The following is a 16,483-nucleotide window of genomic DNA, read 5'->3' as shown; positions in this document are numbered from 1 at the left end:
CTTGTTAACACGAGGATTTATTCCTATTTTTCTAGTTTGATAACACTACTATTACGATTTAATAAATTTATATTCATTGTAAAAGAGCCTGTCACCAACCGAATAATGTCGAGGAGAATTCGACAAATTACGTGTAGTGACAGGCACTTACATCTTCAGCATGATGAGAGTTCTCTCGCTCACCTTAGGATTCTATTTTGCATTCGCATCGGGTTGATGAATTCCGAATATATTGCCTTCGGTATCAATATAGTATCCTTGCCACGCCATTCCAGGCAGGGCATATTTGGCCATTGCGAGCTTGCCGCCATTCTCAATAATTTTAGCTTCCGTTACATCGTAATTTTCCACTCCCATTGTACAAGCAAATGCATTCAAAGCTTGGTTTGCTTCCGGTGGAGCACTTTGCCGCTGCATCAAAGCACCATTGATCCCAGGTTCATTCTCATCGCCAGTCACTGCTCCAAAGTAAGGCATTCCTGCATACTCACTCCAATCTTGAAATGACCATCCGAATACCTCTCCATAAAACTTCTTTGCCCGTTCCATGTCATTGACATGAATTTCGAAATGAACTAATCTTCCCATGATTGCCTCCTAATTAAAAAAGTAATTATATTCGCTTCTAGCAAGTTAGTACTTATGTATATCTTGAAGTTATGATGCTTCATATTATGTTAGCAAAACTAAGGATAAAGCTAACTTTTAATTTGAGCCAAAGCCTAATATATTTCCTCTTTATTATAGGATAATTGTTGGAATATATTCAATTTTTATAAAAATGAAATAATTTTACTTATTAGTTCCTGTTTGATATTCTGGCCAAAGTAACTTGCTCACATGGACAGCCAGGACATTCAAATACTACTTTAAAACGAATCTCTCTTATCTTTTTAATTAGACGACCAACGACAGAGGAAGATTAGTAATATTAAATAGGATACATGGATTGGTTTTGTCGATAAGATAATAAATGTGTTTTTTAGGGGATAAAAGAAATTCATAAGATTATCTGGAGATGGAATGCAAATTGTTACATATGAAGGTAATTGCTACTATAGAGTTATTTGGATACGGAGCGAAATTGAAGAATTTAGCAAATAATCTTTAAACATTAGCCAAAATACACTCTTACACTCCCTTCTATTTTTGCTGTTGCTAAACAATTCTGTATAAAATTCAGGATTTGTTTTTGATCCCAAGTTAAGAAATCACTTTCTGACAGAGAATTACCATTTTTGTAAAATTGCTTGTAGACATTCATAGCCTTTTCAATTTGTTGTATCGAGAAAATAGAACTGTCGCCTGATCCACTAACTCCTGCAAAGTAATTATTTGCATCAAGTAAATTATACATTATGGTAGCATTATAATTCCCCATGCTAAAACGAGCGTAAGCAATTTCTTTTCCTGCTTTATTGTATCCTGATATATCGTGACCCATTAATTATCCTCCTTCAGATATAAATTTACTTACCAGAAATAATGAGTCTTAGGAAACTTATATTGATAATATGCCTACATGGTTTACCTATCCATTTTGATACCTCCTTCAGATAAAATAATATCACATTAGAATTCATATAAATTTAGTCTTTTCAAAAGCTTTTCTACAATTATGTGAACATAATAGTAAATCATTAAAGTACCTTTAAAAGGCAACACCCAAAGGGTTAGTTGCCTTCTATTAATATGAGGTGCGCCACATACTCCACATGTATTGAGTGTATGTGGCAACACAAGGTGCTGGTGGGTTTATTACATTTTTAAGACCTTTCTCTCAGAAAACAGACTTTATCAAAACAAAAGTTGCCGGCTGTAACGGAACTTGAAACAGAATAAAATAAGTACACATGAGTTGATGTGATTCATTTTTTCTCTAACTTTTTGAGAGTTACATCATTTCACTGTCCGCGTCCCATCAACATTCTTTTCCAAAGTTATCAAGCAATGCACGCACTTCATCTGTTGATTTCGTGTTCATCAATTGATTTCTTAATTCACCGGCTCCACGGAATCCTTTGACATAAATTTTGAAAAAGCGATGAAGCCCTGTGATTGAACGTGGCAGTACTTCCGCATATTGATCTTGAAGATCAAGCTGCAGTCTTAAAAGATCAAGGTATTCTTTACTGCTATGCTCTTTTGGCTCTTTTTCAAAAGCAAAAGGATTTTTAAAAATACCTCGCCCGATCATAACGCCATCGATACCATATTGTTCAGCAAGCAGCAGCCCAGTTTGACGGTCAGGAATGTCTCCATTGATTGTTAGTAGCGTATTTGGTGCGATACGGTCACGTAATTTTTTGATTTCCGGAATTAGCTCCCAATGCGCATCTACTTGGCTCATTTCCTTTCTTGTACGTAAATGAATAGAAAGGTTCGCAATATCCTGTTTTAAAATATGCGTTAGCCACTCCTCCCACTCATTTACATCATTATTGCCAAGTCGTGTTTTCACGCTGACAGGCAGTCCGCCCGCTTTTGCTGCTTGAATAAGTTCTGCCGCAACGTCTGGACGCAGAATAAGGCCACTACCCTTCCCTCTCGATGCCACATTCGGTACAGGGCAGCCCATATTAATATCGATGCCTTTAAATCCTAGCTCTGCCATGCCAATACTCATTTGACGGAAATATTCGGGATTATCCCCCCAAATATGTGCCACCATTGGCTGTTCATCTTCTGTAAAAATCAAACGGCCACGCACACTTTTCATGCCCTCTGGATGACAATAGCTATCCGAGTTTGTAAACTCTGTGAAAAATACATCCGGTCGACCGGCTTCACTTACTACGTGACGAAAAACAACATCTGTCACATCTTCCATTGGTGCAAGTACAAAAAATGGTCGTGGTAAATCACGCCAAAAATTATCTATCATTTCAAACTCAAATCCTCTCACTATGGATACAACTTCAAACTCTCGGTCAAAAAATATAAAGCCAAATGTTCCACTTCTTTTATACTTATATCATGCTTAATAACTTCTTATCAAACACAATTACTCCATTCTCTGGTTGAGAAAACCACTTGTAATCACGATGGCATTGTTCATATTCAATACAGTTTTGTTAATCCGTTACAAGAAACGTAAAAAGGCAACACCCAAATGGGTTAGTTGCCTTCTTTTAAAATGAGTTGCGACACACACTCCACATGCGTCGTCATCGGAAACATATCAACCGGCTGCACTTCGACCGTTTTGTATCCTCCGTCTTCCAATATCCGTAAATCCCTCGCTAGGGTAGCAGGATTACAGGATACATAAACGACCTTTTTCGGTTTCATCTCAATAATGGTCTGCAGCAAGGCCTCGTCACAGCCTTTTCGCGGCGGGTCAACAACCAAGACATCAGCGACATTACCTTCCTTATACCACTTCGGTATAACAACCTCCGCTTCCCCTGCAGCAAACTCTGTATTCGTCATCTCATTTAACGCTGCATTCCGCTTAGCATCCTCTATTGCCTCTGGAACAACTTCTACGCCGAATACCTTCCTTGCTTTTTGTGCTAAAAATAGAGAAATTGTTCCGATTCCACAGTAAGCATCAATGACGCTTTCTTCACCGCTAAGGTCCGCATATTCAAGCGCCTTCTCATATAACACCTTTGTTTGAACGGGGTTTACCTGGTAAAAGGACAGTGCGGAAATGGCAAACTTCACATCCCCAATATAGTCATAGATGACTTCATTCCCCCACAAAACGCTCGTTTTTTCCCCCATGATGACGTTTGTGCGCTTGGAATTGACATTATGGACGATTGACTTTACCTTTGGCAGCCTCGCAACAATTTGCTCTACCAGCATATTTTGCTGAGGAAGATCCGCCGTCCTCGTGATAAGTACTACCATGAGCTCTCCCGTCTGCTGACCATAACGGGCCATAATGTGTCTGAGTACACCTTTATGAGATTCCTCGTGATACGCACGAATCCCTAGCTCGCTGCATATTTCCTTTACCGTCTGGACCGCTTCATTAATTTCAGGCAATTGAATGACACTCTCATTCATATCAACAATTTCATGGCTCCGAGGTTTAAAAAAGCCTGCAATTAATTTGCCGTCCTTCTCTCCAACAGGTACCTGGGCTTTGTTGCGGTAATGTAAGGGATGGTCCATCCCCAGAATCGGATGTACAACAACATCCTCCAGTTTACCGATTCGTGTGAGCACCTGACGGACCTGGTTTTCTTTATATTTCAGCTGACCTTCATAGCTGATGTGCTCGAGCTGGCAGCCACCATATTTTTGGATATCACCGCTCTCAATATCGACTCGGAACGGACTTTTTTCATAAAGCTCGACCAATCGCCCAAAGCCGTACCCTTTGCCTGTCTTAATCACCTTCACTTTTGCCTTTTCGCCCGGCAGTCCGTTCGGGACAAATAACGGGTACCCATCAACCTTGGCCACACCCGCTCCGTCATGGGTTAAATCTTCAAAAACTACATCTATGTAATCATTTTTATTAACTGGTACTATTCTGCTCATACGTTTCTTCCTTTGCTCGTTTTGACTGCTAAGATTGTAACACAAAGCATGACTGATTGCGAAACCTGTTAATGGACAAAAGCCTTTTTTTCAATAATACCACGAAAATTGTCAGAATATTTTTGTTTCCAAATATAATAAAAGTGTATATGATTAAAACAATCTCATTATAAGGAAGGAGAGGATATTGATGAAGACGCTAAAAAACCTTTCCATTCCGTTACTCCTTGCCTTCCTTACTTTCACCTTTAGCCACTTTTCATATACACTTTCACACTCTCATCCTGATTTCAAAGCAATCATCAACGTAGATGATGGCAAAGTGAAAGATCAATGGGGTGATGAAAAAAAGCTGCCCGTTGTGATACAAACTCACTTTATCCTTACGACCATCCTTTCAGCAGCACTAACTCCACTCATTTATTTGTTCATAAGTTTTCACAAAAGCTTTATTTTTCTCATTCCCATCTTTCATCAATCAAACTATGTGATCCACCCTCCCGAATAATAAGCTAACACCATAATAAGGGAGGAAATTAATATGTGGATCCGCTTTGTAATCATTGGCTTCTTTTCAGTATCAGCCGCAAGTATGCTTACCTACCAGGGTATCGAAATTTTCCATGCCTTTGTCGATTTCTTTAAACAAAAATAAACGAAGGGCAGACTCAAAAGGGAAATAAAACCCCTTAAGTCTGCCCTTTTTTATCAAAAGAACGCATGATCGTTACCTTTTCATTGCCTCTACCTTGTCCTTAACCTCTTCAATATTCCTCATCTTGTTATCCCAGCATTTTTGACTCAAGTCAACTGGATAACCTTCTGGATTCGTAATCCGCTGATACTCGCCCCAAAGTGCATCAAGGTTTTGCTTCAAATAATCACGGGATTCTTCCAAGCAAGGCATTTCATAAACAAGCTCGCCTTTAGAAAAGATTTCTTCATGTAATTCTTTTGCTGTAAAGTTGGTAACCACCTTATTCAAATACGTGTGGGTTGGATGGAACATCCGCAGCCGTTTTTCAGGCAGCTTTTCGTCGGCTAACGCAATATAATCACCTTCAGCATGGTGGTTTGTATTATTGATGATTCGATAAACCCTTTTCAATCCTGGGGTTGTAACCTTTTCCGGATTGGATGAGATCTTGATCGTATCTTCCATTCTTCCGGTTTCATCCTCAATAGACACAATTTTATAAACCGCACCCAGTGCAGCTTGGTCGTAAGCTGTAATCAGCTTTGTGCCAACTCCCCAGCTGTCGATTTTGGCGCCTTGTGATTTCAAGCTCATTATTGTATATTCATCTAAATCACTTGAGGCAACTATCTTTGCATTGGTGAATCCGGCCTCATCGAGCATTTTGCGCGCTTCCTTTGAAAGGTAAGCAAGGTCGCCGCTATCAAGACGAATTCCGATAAAATTAATCTTATCGCCTAGCTCTTTCGCTACTTTGATCGCATTAGGAACACCGAGGCGGAGTGTATCATATGTATCAACCAAAAAGACACAATCTTTGTGTGTTTCGGCATATTTGATGAAAGCCGTATATTCATCCTTATAAGCTTGGACCATCGAATGGGCATGTGTTCCAGATACTGGAATACCAAACAGCTTACCCGCTCTTACATTGCTTGTTGATTCAAAACCGGCAAGATAGGCTGCTCTTGTTCCCCAAATCGCAGCATCCATTTCCTGGGCCCGTCTTGTCCCAAATTCCATCGCCACTTCATCACCCACGACTTGCTTAATGCGGGATGCCTTCGTAGCAATTAATGTTTGATAGTTCACAATGTTAAGCAGCGCCGTTTCAATCAATTGGGCTTCACAAAGCGGAGCCTCCACACGTAAGATCGGTTCATTGCCAAAAACAAGCTCGCCTTCTTTCATCGCACAGATTGTTCCGGTGAAACGAATGTCTCTAAGATATTGGATAAAATCTTCCTTGTAACCTACTTCATTTTGCAAATACTCGAGGTCTTCCTCACTAAAGCGGAAGCCTTGAATAAACTGGATTACCTTCTCCAATCCAGCGAATACTGCATAGCCGTTCCCGAACGGAAGCTTGCGGAAAAATAGTTCGAAGACCGCGCTTTTATTATGTATCCCATCTCTCCAATACGTTTCTACCATATTGATCTGATATAGATCGGTATGCAGAGTTAAACTATCATCGTGATAAAAGTGTTTCATAATCAGACCTCCGAAATACTATTTCAGCTTTTCTTCATTATAACCAATATTACCCTCGAAAGTCTATTTAACTATTGCTCCAAGGGATTGTTCAAAATGTCCGAGGGCCCATTCATGACCCGCCTGATTAAAAGAAGCCACGGCATCCTTATATACCACAATCTTAAATCCTTTATTATAAGCATCTACTGCTGTATGAAGAACACAAATATCGGTGCAGACGCCAACCAAATGAACTTCAGTAATTCCGCGCTCTCGTAATTTTATTTCAAGGTCTGTTCCCGCGAAAGCAGAGTATCTTGTTTTATCCATAAAGGTAACATTCTCACGTTGTTCATTCATTTCAAACACTTCCTTCAGCGCGCCAAACAAGTCTCTTCCTGACGTCCCGCGAAGGTTATGCGGCGGAAACAATTTCGTTTCTGGATGGTATTCGTCACCCTGATCATGGACATCAATGGCAAATACAACATAATCACCCTTCGTAACAAACTCATTTGTAAGTTCAACCATCCTTCCTTCGATTTTTTGTCCAGGCTCACCGCATGTTAACGCCCCATCAACCGCCACAAAATCATAGGTATAATCGATATTTATTAACGCCTTCAATTCACAACGCCCCTTCTCATTTCATTACAGACATTATTCTAGGACTATTACACAATTCCCTTTTTCACCTGCAAAAAAAGCCCGCTCCGATTGGAACGAACTTTTCTCTTAGCTATATCTTTTCCCCGATTCCCAGTCAGTGGGGCGATCATTCGGGCGAATATCGTCAAGAGGAACAAACACCTCTAAATGACGGTACAAGTTTTCAAACTCGGCTGGAAGCAAGCCGCCAAACTCCCCATCCAAATTCAACTGGACTTTATCTACTGCCTGGACTTTAATCCGGTTGGCCTGAGTGTATATGACATTTGGATCATTTACATGCTCACCGCGAAGAGCCAACGTCGCAATCCGGATAAATTCAGCAAGATTCGTCTTTTTCAATATTAATAATGAAAATAGTCCATCGTTAATAGAAGAATCCGGTGCCAGCTTTTCAAAGCCGCCAATCGAATTTGTAAGCCCGACAAGAAAGAGCATCGCTTCACCCTCAAATAGTTTCCCATCATACTCAATCGAAACTTCTGAAGGTTTAATAGAAGGCAGCATTTCCATCCCTTTTAAGTAGTAGGCTAGTTGGCCGAGCATCGTTTTCAATTTGCTTGGTACTTCATATGTAAGCTCGGTTAGTCTACCGCCGCCCGCAATATTAATAAAATATCGATCATTGATACGTCCAATATCGACGGGAATCAATTCACCTTTCGTGATAATATCTACAGCTGGTCCAATATCTCTGGGGATGTGGAGGGCTCGGGCAAAGTCATTCGTGGTTCCTGCTGGAATAATCCCTAATTTAGGACGGTAATCTTGTTCCGCAAGTCCATTGACCACTTCATGAATCGTACCATCTCCACCCGCTGCAATGACGATATCATACTGACGCTCTACAGCTAGGCGTGCTGCTTCGGTCGCATCGCCTGCACCAGTGGTTGCGTGGCATGAAGCTTCATACCCAGCAATCTCAAGCTTTTGAAGAATTTCTGGAAGATTCCGCTTTAGAATTTCACGTCCTGAGGTAGGATTGTAAATCAGTCTTGCTCTTTTCATCGTTTTCATCATCCTATTTTTGAAATCAACAATCGGCATTTGTTATCTGCTCAATTCAATATTCTACCAATTATTATCCTAGCTTACAAACTTATAACTAAGCCGATAAACTATTTTTTCTTCAAACATCCAACTCCTATCATAACGTTTTTTTATTTTTTTGCAAAAAACTAGACAAGTGGATTTAGCCATGTATGCCTAATCACTTGTCTATATATTTATTTATTCGTAGTAAGACTAACATCATAGGCATTGGCAATATTGATATGGTATTTTCCTTCACCAGATTGAAAAACTGCATTTTTCCTGCCATTGTCGATGCCATTTAAATCCTTTTCCGTTGACACCTTCCAGTCGCCATCTTTCCCTCTTACCTCTTGGGCACCTACTGCAGCAACCTTCAAATTGCTAGCTGCGGCCACATCGACAATGACCGATGCGACACTTTCAATACTCCAGTCGTTCACAAGCGAGCGCGGCTTTAAGGTTAACGCATTATCACTGCCAATCACCTCAAGCTTCACATGATTCGGAACCAAAAGTGTCGCCGCTACTTCCCCAGCTGCATTAAACGGACTCATTTCGTTTGGCAGTGACTTCATGTTTAAATAGAGCGTATCACCCTTTTGGTTTGCTGAAATCACATCATCCGCACTTTGGAGTAACTTCTCCTTTTTGGCTGTTTGCACCCGGTATGTACCGAACAATGATACCTCCTTTTCCTCCGTTGACTCCACCGTCATCTGATGGCCCACCGTCCTGACCACTACCCGTTTGATGCTGTCATCCATTTGGTAGGAAAAAGCAGGCAGTTCAAACGAGCGCTCTTCCCTCGCCATCACTTCTTCCACCTTCCCCATAATCCCCGTTGTGCTTAAAACTGCAAACGCAATTCCCGCAGTTCCAATTAATCCTACAAAGAAAATACTAAGAAAATCATATTTCAAGACCGGCTTTTCCTGCCGTGACAAAAACAAATAAAGGAGAATTTCAATTCCAAGAACAACCAATAGAAGCGGCCACCAAGCCGTCATAACTTGTACAAGGTCTAACCCCAAAAACTTTGAAAAAAAGAGGAAGAGGCCAAGGAAAACGAGTGAGGCCCCCATCGAAAACGTCCCAACACGCCAAGTTCTCATGCTTCTTCTCCTCCCTTTCTTTTTCTAAAAAGGAACCCAATCCCGAATCCGATTATAGCTGCCCCTGCAATTGTTTTTCCCCACTTACTCATGCTTCTCAGCCCCCTGCTTTTGTTTACTTCCAGATAGAAGTTTAATTCCCCCGCCAATCAACAGCAGACAAACAAGTCCCGTTTGAAAATAACCTTGAACCCAATACATCACATCGATATCAATTAGCCTGCTTAACATCGGTGAAAAAGCTGGAAGCAGGACGTTCATCATTAGATAGTAGAGTCCCATGAAAACAAGTCCAATGCCGACCCATTTCTGATGATTAAGGAAATAAGCAATAATCGGAACATCCTCCACCGTTTCTTCCCCGTACTTTGAAACCTTTTGCATGGCATCGAAAAAGCTGTAAAACCAAATGATTGGGATTAAGAACAAGAAGATTCCAAGCCGTAAGATATCTAAAATATAGATAGAAAAAAGAAACGCTGCCATTAACTGGATGCCCCGGCGCTGTAAGCCTAAGTAGAGGTGGCCAGCCCCTGGGAAGATCGAAAGAAAGGTAGCAATCGACTTACTCTTTTTGCCGTCCTCGCGGCGCATTTCAAAGTCTTCAAAAATCGTTCTGTCGACAAGCTCCTCACCGCGCTGCTTTTTATTTACCTGTTGAACCGCATCAAAGAATCCGTAGACCCAGATAATGGGCAGGGCTGCCATAAAGACCATAAATTCGCCGCGGTTGGAAAGTGCAGTTACAAATGTAACCATGACCCCAAGCCCCAAAAACGTTGCCAAAAGTGTTAAACCCCTGTTCATCAATCCAATTTGGAAGTGCCCAAGGCCCGGAATAAATGACAAAACGATAGTATAGAAGCGTTCTGAATCTTGGGAAGCCTGTGGCTGCGGTTCATCTAGGTTCGCTGTCTTCTGCGCTTTTTTATGTTTAGAAACCTGCACACCCATGTCGATAAAACTGATTAGGTAAATGAATAGTCCTAACATAAAAGTAACAATGCCAACTTCCTCATTATTCGTTACTAACCCAATAACAGTGACGAACGCCAACCCCATTACGGTCAGTAGATATAGTACTCCGCGAAACATGTTGCCGAAATATATATGACCAAGGCCTGGAAATAAGGATAAGGTCAATGCTTTTGTCGGATTTTTCATTTCTTAACTGCCTCCTTTTTTTCTAGTGAATCCATCCATGCAAAAGTTTTATTAATAACACCCTCTGTGACCGAATGCTTCTTTTTCTGAACTTGTGGTTGCGGGCTTTCTAACGAATTCGCATACGTAGCGAGCGACTGAAAAGCACCCGTGAAGGTCAACAGAATCGTCGCAGCTGCAGCCAGAAGATAATGGAATGCCGCTTGCTGATAAAAAGGTTTTTTCTCCATTTTGGTTTTGGCGTCATTTTTGGTGTCATTTTTGGTGTCAGGCACCGAAAGAACCATTAACATAGGGTTAAGGTTTCTAACGGTGTCAGGCACCACGATTTTTTGTTTCGAAACCTCTGCCATGACCAAATCGGTAAACTCGCTCATGTCGGATAGAATTGGAAGCGATGATTCATTTGCTTCCATTGCCATTAAGTAATGGTTGAGACATTGGTCGCACGAGTATAAATGGTCTTCTAATTCCTGCCTTGAATTCTCATTGATTTCGTCATTAACGTATTGCAACCACTCATCATAAGTGTAATGCTTCATGAAAAATCGTCCTCCTTCCAATTCTTTTTCATCCAATGGCGAGCCCGGTACAGCTTTGTTTCAATCGTTTTCACCTGTACATTTTGTTCTTCTGCCATTTGCTTATAGCTTTTTTCCGCTATGTAAAATCCATAAATCACATCACGGTAATTTTCGGGCAGTTCATCAAGCTTCTTCCTGACGAGCCTTCTTCGGTCAATTTCCATTATCTCTTTTTCAACACTATCCTTCGGTGTCCCTACTAACTGCAGCTCGAGTTCCTCCGCCAATTCCTCTCTTCGTCTCACTTGTTTTCTTTTGATATCTATCGCATGATTAACAGCTATTCGCGTCATCCACGTTTTGAAACCTTGATTTTGGTATTGGGGGAGAGAAGTATAGATTTTCATAAATACTTCCTGTGCTGCGTCTTCTGCTTCCTTTTGGTCGCGAAGAACAGCAAAGATGGTCCGGAACACATCATTGCGGTACTTCTCAACCAAAAGGCGAAAGGCATGATCATTACCTTCCAACACATTTTCTATTAAGGCTGTATCGGTAATTGTACTCTCCCCCTTTCTTTGTTGTTACTCACTTTAATAGACGACAGGTTATTGAAAAAACCCTACACTAATTTAAAAAATATTTTTTCGAATCTTTTTTATCATACCATGCTAATTTTCATGGCAGAAAAATTTCACAAGAAAAAACCGTGCGAAGGCGGCCGCACGGTTTTAGCAGATGTATCGTAGATTATTCTTTAATTTCCAATCCTAATAGCCTCGCAAATCCTAACGCCTGGTCTGCAGAAACCGTGCACCCTGCAACACTATCAAGCGAGAGATTTAAGCGGTTAAATTTACAGGTGCTGAGGTCCACTCCTTTAAGAGTGGTTCCCGTAAAATTCGCATCATCAAGATCACAATTTTTAAATTCAATTTTTTTAAACTTGGCATCATAGTAATCAGCATTGCGAAGGGAACAATTTTCAAATCTCATTTCCTTCAAATCAGCATATCCAAACGAGCCCATATTCAGATTACAGCTCTCAAACAAGACATTACGAAGTGCAGCATCAGCAAGATTTAACCCTAAAAGTTTTGAATCGCGAAACTCGACACGGTGGATAATTCCATCGGTAAAATCCACATTGGATAGATCGCACCGATCAAATAAAACATCTGTTAATTGTATATAGCGAAACGATCCATCGAGAAAGGTTACATTTCTAAAAACAACCTCTTCAAAACTTAGCTTTTCAATTTCCTCTTGTGATATCGAACAGTCGCTGATGATTGCCATGTTAATGTAAGAATCTTCTCTATCGTTAAAGTCTAATGGTGTTAAACTTGATGGAATTTTTGGCTGTTGAATTTTAAGCTTCTGACTCAAATTGATCATCCTTTTCATAAGGCGATGTTGTTTCATCATGTGATGAGTTTATCTTTTAAGTTATTATAACGTAAATAGTAGAGGGTCTACTCTCCAATTCTTAAAATACAAACATTACATTCATGTGGAATGACAAAGGATTCTTGATCTGGCATTGAACTGGCTAACTCCTCCAATGCCGCTTTTCGAACTGTTACATCTATTCCTGCCAGCCATGAAATCGACTCCATTCGCTCGATCCATTCCTGCTTTGTAAAGTTGACCCTGTAATTTAACTTATAAAAATCTCTTAGTTCGAAATCATTTGTCTGCCATTCAGCAAACCACTCGACGGGAAATCCGTTCATCCGCATCTGGGACTCTGCTTTCGAACCTGCTGGCAATAAGCCGCCTTCAACGTATTTAGCTAGCACTGCAAAGGTTTTTTCAACGGCAGGCGTGCCTGATAGAAAACCAGAATCAATAACAATTAACGTCCCTTTTGCTTTTAATATTCTTTTCATTTCTTGGATTGCCTTAGGACGATCAAACCAATGCCATGCCCTTATTACTGTGACAATATCAAACTGTGAATCTTTTAGACCTGTATCTTCTGCACTGCCCAGTTGATACGGAATGGTAAAATTCTTCGTAAGATTGAAAGCCTTTGCCTGTTCTAGCATTTCCTTTGATGGCTCAATGCCAATAACATCCGCTTTTCGTAAGGCCACTTTTCTTGTTAACACACCAGTTCCCGAGCCGATATCAGCGACTTTTTTTCCTTCAAAAAAAATATTGCGGAGATAGAGGCTATCCATTAAGGTTACGGGAATATCTTCTCTTGCGCTTGCATAGCTATTAGCAACTTGACCAAAATCAATTTGTCTCATGTTGAGCGCTCCCTTTTCTTACTAATAGTGAGAATTCAACAAAATAATACCACTGAAGTGTGATAGAATCTATAAATAATGTGAGAATTTATTTAAATAATATATGAGGGATTGATACTTATGTTCTGGCTGTTGCTTCTAGCTTCCTACTTAATCGGAAGCGTTCCCACTGCCTTAATTGTAGGCAGGTTGGTCTTTGGTGTAGACATCCGGGATCATGGCAGCAAAAATCCTGGTGCAACCAACACATTGAGGGTTCTTGGTAAAAAGTCAGCTATTTTCGTCCTGCTTATTGATCTTGCGAAGGGCGCTTTGGCAGCCTACATGCCAATTTACTTCAATCTTGAGGCGGAACCCCTTTACTTTGGATTCGCTGCTGTTGTTGGGCATTGCTTTCCAATTTTTGCAGGCTTTAGAGGGGGAAAGGCGATTGCTACAACTGCAGGAGCACTGTTGATTGCCAATTTTCCTTTATTAGTGATTGCCTATATTACCTTCTTTTTGGTTATTTTTTTAACAAAGTATGTATTCTTCGGCTCCATCACCGTTGGTCTAAGTATGCTCGTATATGCCTTTGTTTCTCCTAATTTTGAGTTAGAACTTATCTCTTTTTTATTTACCTTTTTCTTAATTTATTTGCACCGGTCGAACATCCGTAATTTCATTCTTGGAATTGAGCCAAAAATCAGTGATAAAAGTTTGCAGAACGACCGCATCCCTCCAAAGAACAGCAGCATTTAATATGGACGAGAAAAGGATCCCCTTGCCAAGGGGATCCTCTTTGTTATTTTAACAGTGTCAATAGGATACTATTGGCTACGGTTTGCCAAATGGCCGCATCTGTTTGATAGGTTTCTTTAAAGCTCTTAAACATTACCATTTGTTTCTCTTGGAAATCCTCAGCGTCTTTATCTGGCAAGGCAGCACGCTTTTCCATTACAAATGCCTGTATTTCAGGTGCTCTTGGTCCCCATACGCCTACTTCATTGCCTTCTTCATTGATAAAAATAAAAATTGGAATGGCTCTCGACGTACCATTGGTTAAATATTGGTCCATTAACTCCAGATTTGAATCGCGGAGCACGAAACGGACTTCCATCCCGGCGGCCTCAGCTATTCGCAGCAAAATTGGGTTATTCAGCATCGCATCTCCACACCAATCCTCTGAGAGGACAATCGCTCGTAATTTTTGCGGTCTTAATGCCTCAAGTTTATTTCTGTCTTCGTCCGTTAAGGTAAATTGCTTATAGATTGTAAGCATTTCATCTTTATTGGTGGTCATCGCGTTTATGTACCCATCGACAGTTAATCCTTTTTGAAACCATTGATTTAAATCCATTTACACAGCACCCTTTCCATTTGCTTCTATAATAGTCGTTTCAAGTACACGTTACAATCGAACTGCTTAAGCAGATTAACCAATGTTATACTACAAGTATTTTTCCCTACTTTATAAAAACATATTTTTACACTAGTAATAGAGTTTTAAAGTTGATAGAATATTTTTTATATAGGAAATATTATTAAAAGTATTTTCTACGATAACAAAACAGGGGAGGAAATATATGTCTAACGAATCACTACAACTACTCTCGATTGGAATCTATATTGCCGCTATGCTCTTTATCGGTTGGTATTCTTATCGAAAGACTAGCAATCTTACGGATTACATGCTTGGGGGAAGATCTTTAGGACCTGCTGTAACCGCTTTAAGTGCAGGGGCTGCTGATATGAGCGGCTGGCTCTTAATGGGCTTACCTGGGGGAATTTATGTAACCGGTTTGGCAGATGCGTGGATCGCGGTCGGTTTAACGATTGGAGCCTATCTTAACTGGTTGCTAGTTGCACCTCGCTTGCGTTCTTATACTCAAGTTGCTAATGACTCCATCACGATTCCTAGCTATCTTGAAAACCGTTTTAAAGACAACACCAAACTACTCCGTATTGTTTCAGGTATTGTTATTCTTATATTCTTTACTTTCTATGTTTCTTCCGGAATGGTTTCTGGGGCTGTCTTTTTTGAGAGCTCGTTTGGCACGAGTTACCATACTGGGCTCTTGATTGTTGGCGGCGTTGTGGTTGCCTACACCTTATTTGGTGGGTTCTTGGCTGTAAGTTATACAGACTTTATTCAAGGATTAATGATGCTGATTGCCCTAGCACTTATTCCTGCAATCGGAATCTTTCACACGGGTGGCCCCGCTGAAACGTTTGAAACCATTCGAGCGATTGATCCTACTAGACTTGACTTATTAAAAGGGACAACCTTTTTAGGAATTGTTTCAGCAATGGCATGGGGCTTGGGTTACTTTGGACAGCCGCATATTATTGTAAGATTTATGGCAATTAAAACGATCAAAGAAACAAAAAGCGCTCGTCGAATTGGTATGGGCTGGATGATTATCTCACTGATCGGTACAATTTTTACAGGATTTATTGGGATTGCATTTTTTCATGATCATCCTGAGCATGTATTAAAGAATCCGGAAGCGGTATTTATTGAATTAAGCCAGATTTTATTCCACCCTCTATTCGCAGGATTTGCTTTAGCTGCCATTCTTGCGGCGATTATGAGTACGATTTCTTCCCAATTAATTGTAACTTCTAGTGCGCTTGTTGAAGATTTATACAAAATGGTGATGAACAAGAACGCTAAAGATAAACAACTTGTCTTCTTAGGAAGAATGGCGGTTCTTCTTGTTGCTGTGATTGCTTCTGCACTTGCTTTCAAGCAAAATAGCACCATTTTAGACCTTGTTGCCTATGCATGGGCAGGCTTCGGCGCTTCTTTCGGTCCTGTTATCCTGCTAAGTTTATTCTGGAAAAAGATTACGAATTGGGGAGCCCTTTTCGGGATGATCGTCGGCGCTGTTACCGTTATCGTTTGGAAGAATGTTGGACTTGGTGACACGCTTTATGAAATTGTTCCAGGCTTTGTCTTCAATCTAATTGTAGCGGTGGTTGTCAGCTTGATCACTTATAAGAAAAATGATGCGATTGAAAAGGAATTTAATGAAAGCGTTCGTTTATTAAAAAACGAATAACATGATT

The 16,483-nt window shown here is 40.4% G+C and carries 17 protein-coding genes; 3 read left to right on the top strand and 14 right to left on the bottom strand.

Going from position 1 to position 16,483, the window contains the following annotated elements; genetic code table 11:
• Window positions 1–192: 192 nt before the first annotated feature.
• From J7E66_RS03655 to rlmD, 4 genes are all read right to left on the bottom strand, one after another.
• Entirely contained in the window at window positions 193–588 is a 396-nt protein-coding gene (locus tag J7E66_RS03655) for a VOC family protein (protein WP_214998076.1), read from the bottom strand.
• A gap of 526 nt (window positions 589–1,114) precedes the next feature.
• A complete protein-coding gene (locus J7E66_RS03650; RefSeq protein ID WP_214998075.1) occupies window positions 1,115–1,444 on the bottom strand; it encodes a hypothetical protein in 330 nt (109 codons plus the stop codon).
• Between the two features lie 477 nt (window positions 1,445–1,921).
• Window positions 1,922–2,884 carry a tRNA dihydrouridine synthase gene (locus J7E66_RS03645; protein WP_214998074.1) on the bottom strand — a complete coding sequence of 321 codons (963 nt, stop codon included), beginning with the start codon at window positions 2,882–2,884 and terminating at the stop codon, window positions 1,922–1,924.
• Window positions 2,885–3,117: 233 nt separating this feature from the next.
• Window positions 3,118–4,497, bottom strand: a complete 1,380-nt coding sequence (gene rlmD, locus J7E66_RS03640; protein WP_214998073.1) for a 23S rRNA (uracil(1939)-C(5))-methyltransferase RlmD — start codon at window positions 4,495–4,497, stop codon at window positions 3,118–3,120.
• 190 nt (window positions 4,498–4,687) lie between these two features.
• Here rlmD and J7E66_RS03635 point away from each other — a divergent pair, with 190 nt between their 5' ends.
• Window positions 4,688–5,005 carry a hypothetical protein gene (locus J7E66_RS03635; protein WP_214998072.1) on the top strand — a complete coding sequence of 106 codons (318 nt, stop codon included), beginning with the start codon at window positions 4,688–4,690 and terminating at the stop codon, window positions 5,003–5,005.
• Between the two features lie 219 nt (window positions 5,006–5,224).
• Here the strand turns inward: J7E66_RS03635 and J7E66_RS03630 are convergent, their stop codons facing one another.
• From J7E66_RS03630 to J7E66_RS03590, 9 genes are all read right to left on the bottom strand, one after another.
• On the bottom strand, window positions 5,225–6,688 hold the full coding sequence (locus tag J7E66_RS03630) for a nicotinate phosphoribosyltransferase (RefSeq protein ID WP_214998071.1): 1,464 nt from the start codon (window positions 6,686–6,688) through the stop codon (window positions 5,225–5,227).
• Window positions 6,689–6,751: 63 nt separating this feature from the next.
• Window positions 6,752–7,297, bottom strand: coding sequence for a cysteine hydrolase family protein (locus J7E66_RS03625; protein WP_214998070.1), 546 nt, complete (start codon window positions 7,295–7,297; stop codon window positions 6,752–6,754).
• A 108-nt stretch (window positions 7,298–7,405) separates the two neighbouring features.
• Window positions 7,406–8,347: a diacylglycerol kinase gene (locus J7E66_RS03620; RefSeq protein WP_214998069.1), complete on the bottom strand. Its 942-nt coding sequence runs from the start codon at window positions 8,345–8,347 to the stop codon at window positions 7,406–7,408.
• Window positions 8,348–8,565: 218 nt separating this feature from the next.
• Entirely contained in the window at window positions 8,566–9,486 is a 921-nt protein-coding gene (locus tag J7E66_RS03615; RefSeq protein WP_214998068.1) for a hypothetical protein, read from the bottom strand.
• 84 nt (window positions 9,487–9,570) lie between these two features.
• Complete coding sequence (locus J7E66_RS03610; protein ID WP_214998067.1) at window positions 9,571–10,650, bottom strand: DUF6677 family protein; 1,080 nt, start codon at window positions 10,648–10,650, stop codon at window positions 9,571–9,573.
• Entirely contained in the window at window positions 10,647–11,192 is a 546-nt protein-coding gene (locus J7E66_RS03605) for an anti-sigma factor family protein (RefSeq protein ID WP_214998066.1), read from the bottom strand. Before J7E66_RS03605 ends, J7E66_RS03610 begins: the two co-directional genes overlap by 4 nt.
• The gene (locus tag J7E66_RS03600; RefSeq protein WP_251032739.1) at window positions 11,189–11,704 is read right to left on the bottom strand and encodes a sigma-70 family RNA polymerase sigma factor; all 516 of its coding nucleotides are present in this window, start codon (window positions 11,702–11,704) and stop codon (window positions 11,189–11,191) included. The genes J7E66_RS03605 and J7E66_RS03600 overlap by 4 nt, the downstream gene beginning before the upstream one ends.
• 220 nt (window positions 11,705–11,924) lie before the next feature.
• Window positions 11,925–12,563 carry a pentapeptide repeat-containing protein gene (locus J7E66_RS03595; RefSeq protein WP_483861496.1) on the bottom strand — a complete coding sequence of 213 codons (639 nt, stop codon included), beginning with the start codon at window positions 12,561–12,563 and terminating at the stop codon, window positions 11,925–11,927.
• A gap of 86 nt (window positions 12,564–12,649) precedes the next feature.
• Window positions 12,650–13,432 (bottom strand): class I SAM-dependent methyltransferase, encoded by a 783-nt coding sequence (locus J7E66_RS03590; RefSeq protein WP_214998065.1) that lies wholly within the window; start codon window positions 13,430–13,432, stop codon window positions 12,650–12,652.
• Between the two features lie 120 nt (window positions 13,433–13,552).
• On the opposite strand from J7E66_RS03590, the gene plsY reads away from it, so the two are divergent.
• Window positions 13,553–14,173 carry a glycerol-3-phosphate 1-O-acyltransferase PlsY gene (plsY, locus tag J7E66_RS03585; RefSeq protein WP_214998064.1) on the top strand — a complete coding sequence of 207 codons (621 nt, stop codon included), beginning with the start codon at window positions 13,553–13,555 and terminating at the stop codon, window positions 14,171–14,173.
• Between the two features lie 43 nt (window positions 14,174–14,216).
• Here plsY and J7E66_RS03580 read toward each other — a convergent pair whose 3' ends face one another.
• Window positions 14,217–14,771: a thioredoxin family protein gene (locus J7E66_RS03580; protein WP_214998063.1), complete on the bottom strand. Its 555-nt coding sequence runs from the start codon at window positions 14,769–14,771 to the stop codon at window positions 14,217–14,219.
• 226 nt (window positions 14,772–14,997) lie between these two features.
• On the opposite strand from J7E66_RS03580, the gene putP reads away from it, so the two are divergent.
• Window positions 14,998–16,476 carry a sodium/proline symporter PutP gene (gene putP / locus J7E66_RS03575; RefSeq protein ID WP_214998062.1) on the top strand — a complete coding sequence of 493 codons (1,479 nt, stop codon included), beginning with the start codon at window positions 14,998–15,000 and terminating at the stop codon, window positions 16,474–16,476.
• The last annotated feature ends 7 nt before the right edge of the window (window positions 16,477–16,483 follow it).

The sequence above is a fragment of the Bacillus sp. ISL-7 genome (assembly GCF_018613065.1).
Note: the sequence above shows the minus strand (reverse complement) of the source record. Positions and strands in the feature narration are given on the sequence as shown.

What these genes read in the sequence shown, in the direction of transcription:
- J7E66_RS03655 (WP_214998076.1), bottom strand. Translation starts at nt 588, where the DNA reads ATGGGAAGATTAGTTCATTTCGAAATTCATGTCAATGACATGGAACGG.
- J7E66_RS03650 (WP_214998075.1), bottom strand. Translation starts at nt 1,444, where the DNA reads ATGGGTCACGATATATCAGGATACAATAAAGCAGGAAAAGAAATTGCT.
- J7E66_RS03645 (WP_214998074.1), bottom strand. Translation starts at nt 2,884, where the DNA reads ATGATAGATAATTTTTGGCGTGATTTACCACGACCATTTTTTGTACTT.
- rlmD (WP_214998073.1), bottom strand. Translation starts at nt 4,497, where the DNA reads ATGAGCAGAATAGTACCAGTTAATAAAAATGATTACATAGATGTAGTT.
- J7E66_RS03635 (WP_214998072.1), top strand. Translation starts at nt 4,688, where the DNA reads ATGAAGACGCTAAAAAACCTTTCCATTCCGTTACTCCTTGCCTTCCTT.
- J7E66_RS03630 (WP_214998071.1), bottom strand. Translation starts at nt 6,688, where the DNA reads ATGAAACACTTTTATCACGATGATAGTTTAACTCTGCATACCGATCTA.
- J7E66_RS03620 (WP_214998069.1), bottom strand. Translation starts at nt 8,347, where the DNA reads ATGAAAAGAGCAAGACTGATTTACAATCCTACCTCAGGACGTGAAATT.
- J7E66_RS03615 (WP_214998068.1), bottom strand. Translation starts at nt 9,486, where the DNA reads ATGAGAACTTGGCGTGTTGGGACGTTTTCGATGGGGGCCTCACTCGTT.
- J7E66_RS03610 (WP_214998067.1), bottom strand. Translation starts at nt 10,650, where the DNA reads ATGAAAAATCCGACAAAAGCATTGACCTTATCCTTATTTCCAGGCCTT.
- J7E66_RS03605 (WP_214998066.1), bottom strand. Translation starts at nt 11,192, where the DNA reads ATGAAGCATTACACTTATGATGAGTGGTTGCAATACGTTAATGACGAA.
- J7E66_RS03590 (WP_214998065.1), bottom strand. Translation starts at nt 13,432, where the DNA reads ATGAGACAAATTGATTTTGGTCAAGTTGCTAATAGCTATGCAAGCGCA.
- plsY (WP_214998064.1), top strand. Translation starts at nt 13,553, where the DNA reads ATGTTCTGGCTGTTGCTTCTAGCTTCCTACTTAATCGGAAGCGTTCCC.
- J7E66_RS03580 (WP_214998063.1), bottom strand. Translation starts at nt 14,771, where the DNA reads ATGGATTTAAATCAATGGTTTCAAAAAGGATTAACTGTCGATGGGTAC.
- putP (WP_214998062.1), top strand. Translation starts at nt 14,998, where the DNA reads ATGTCTAACGAATCACTACAACTACTCTCGATTGGAATCTATATTGCC.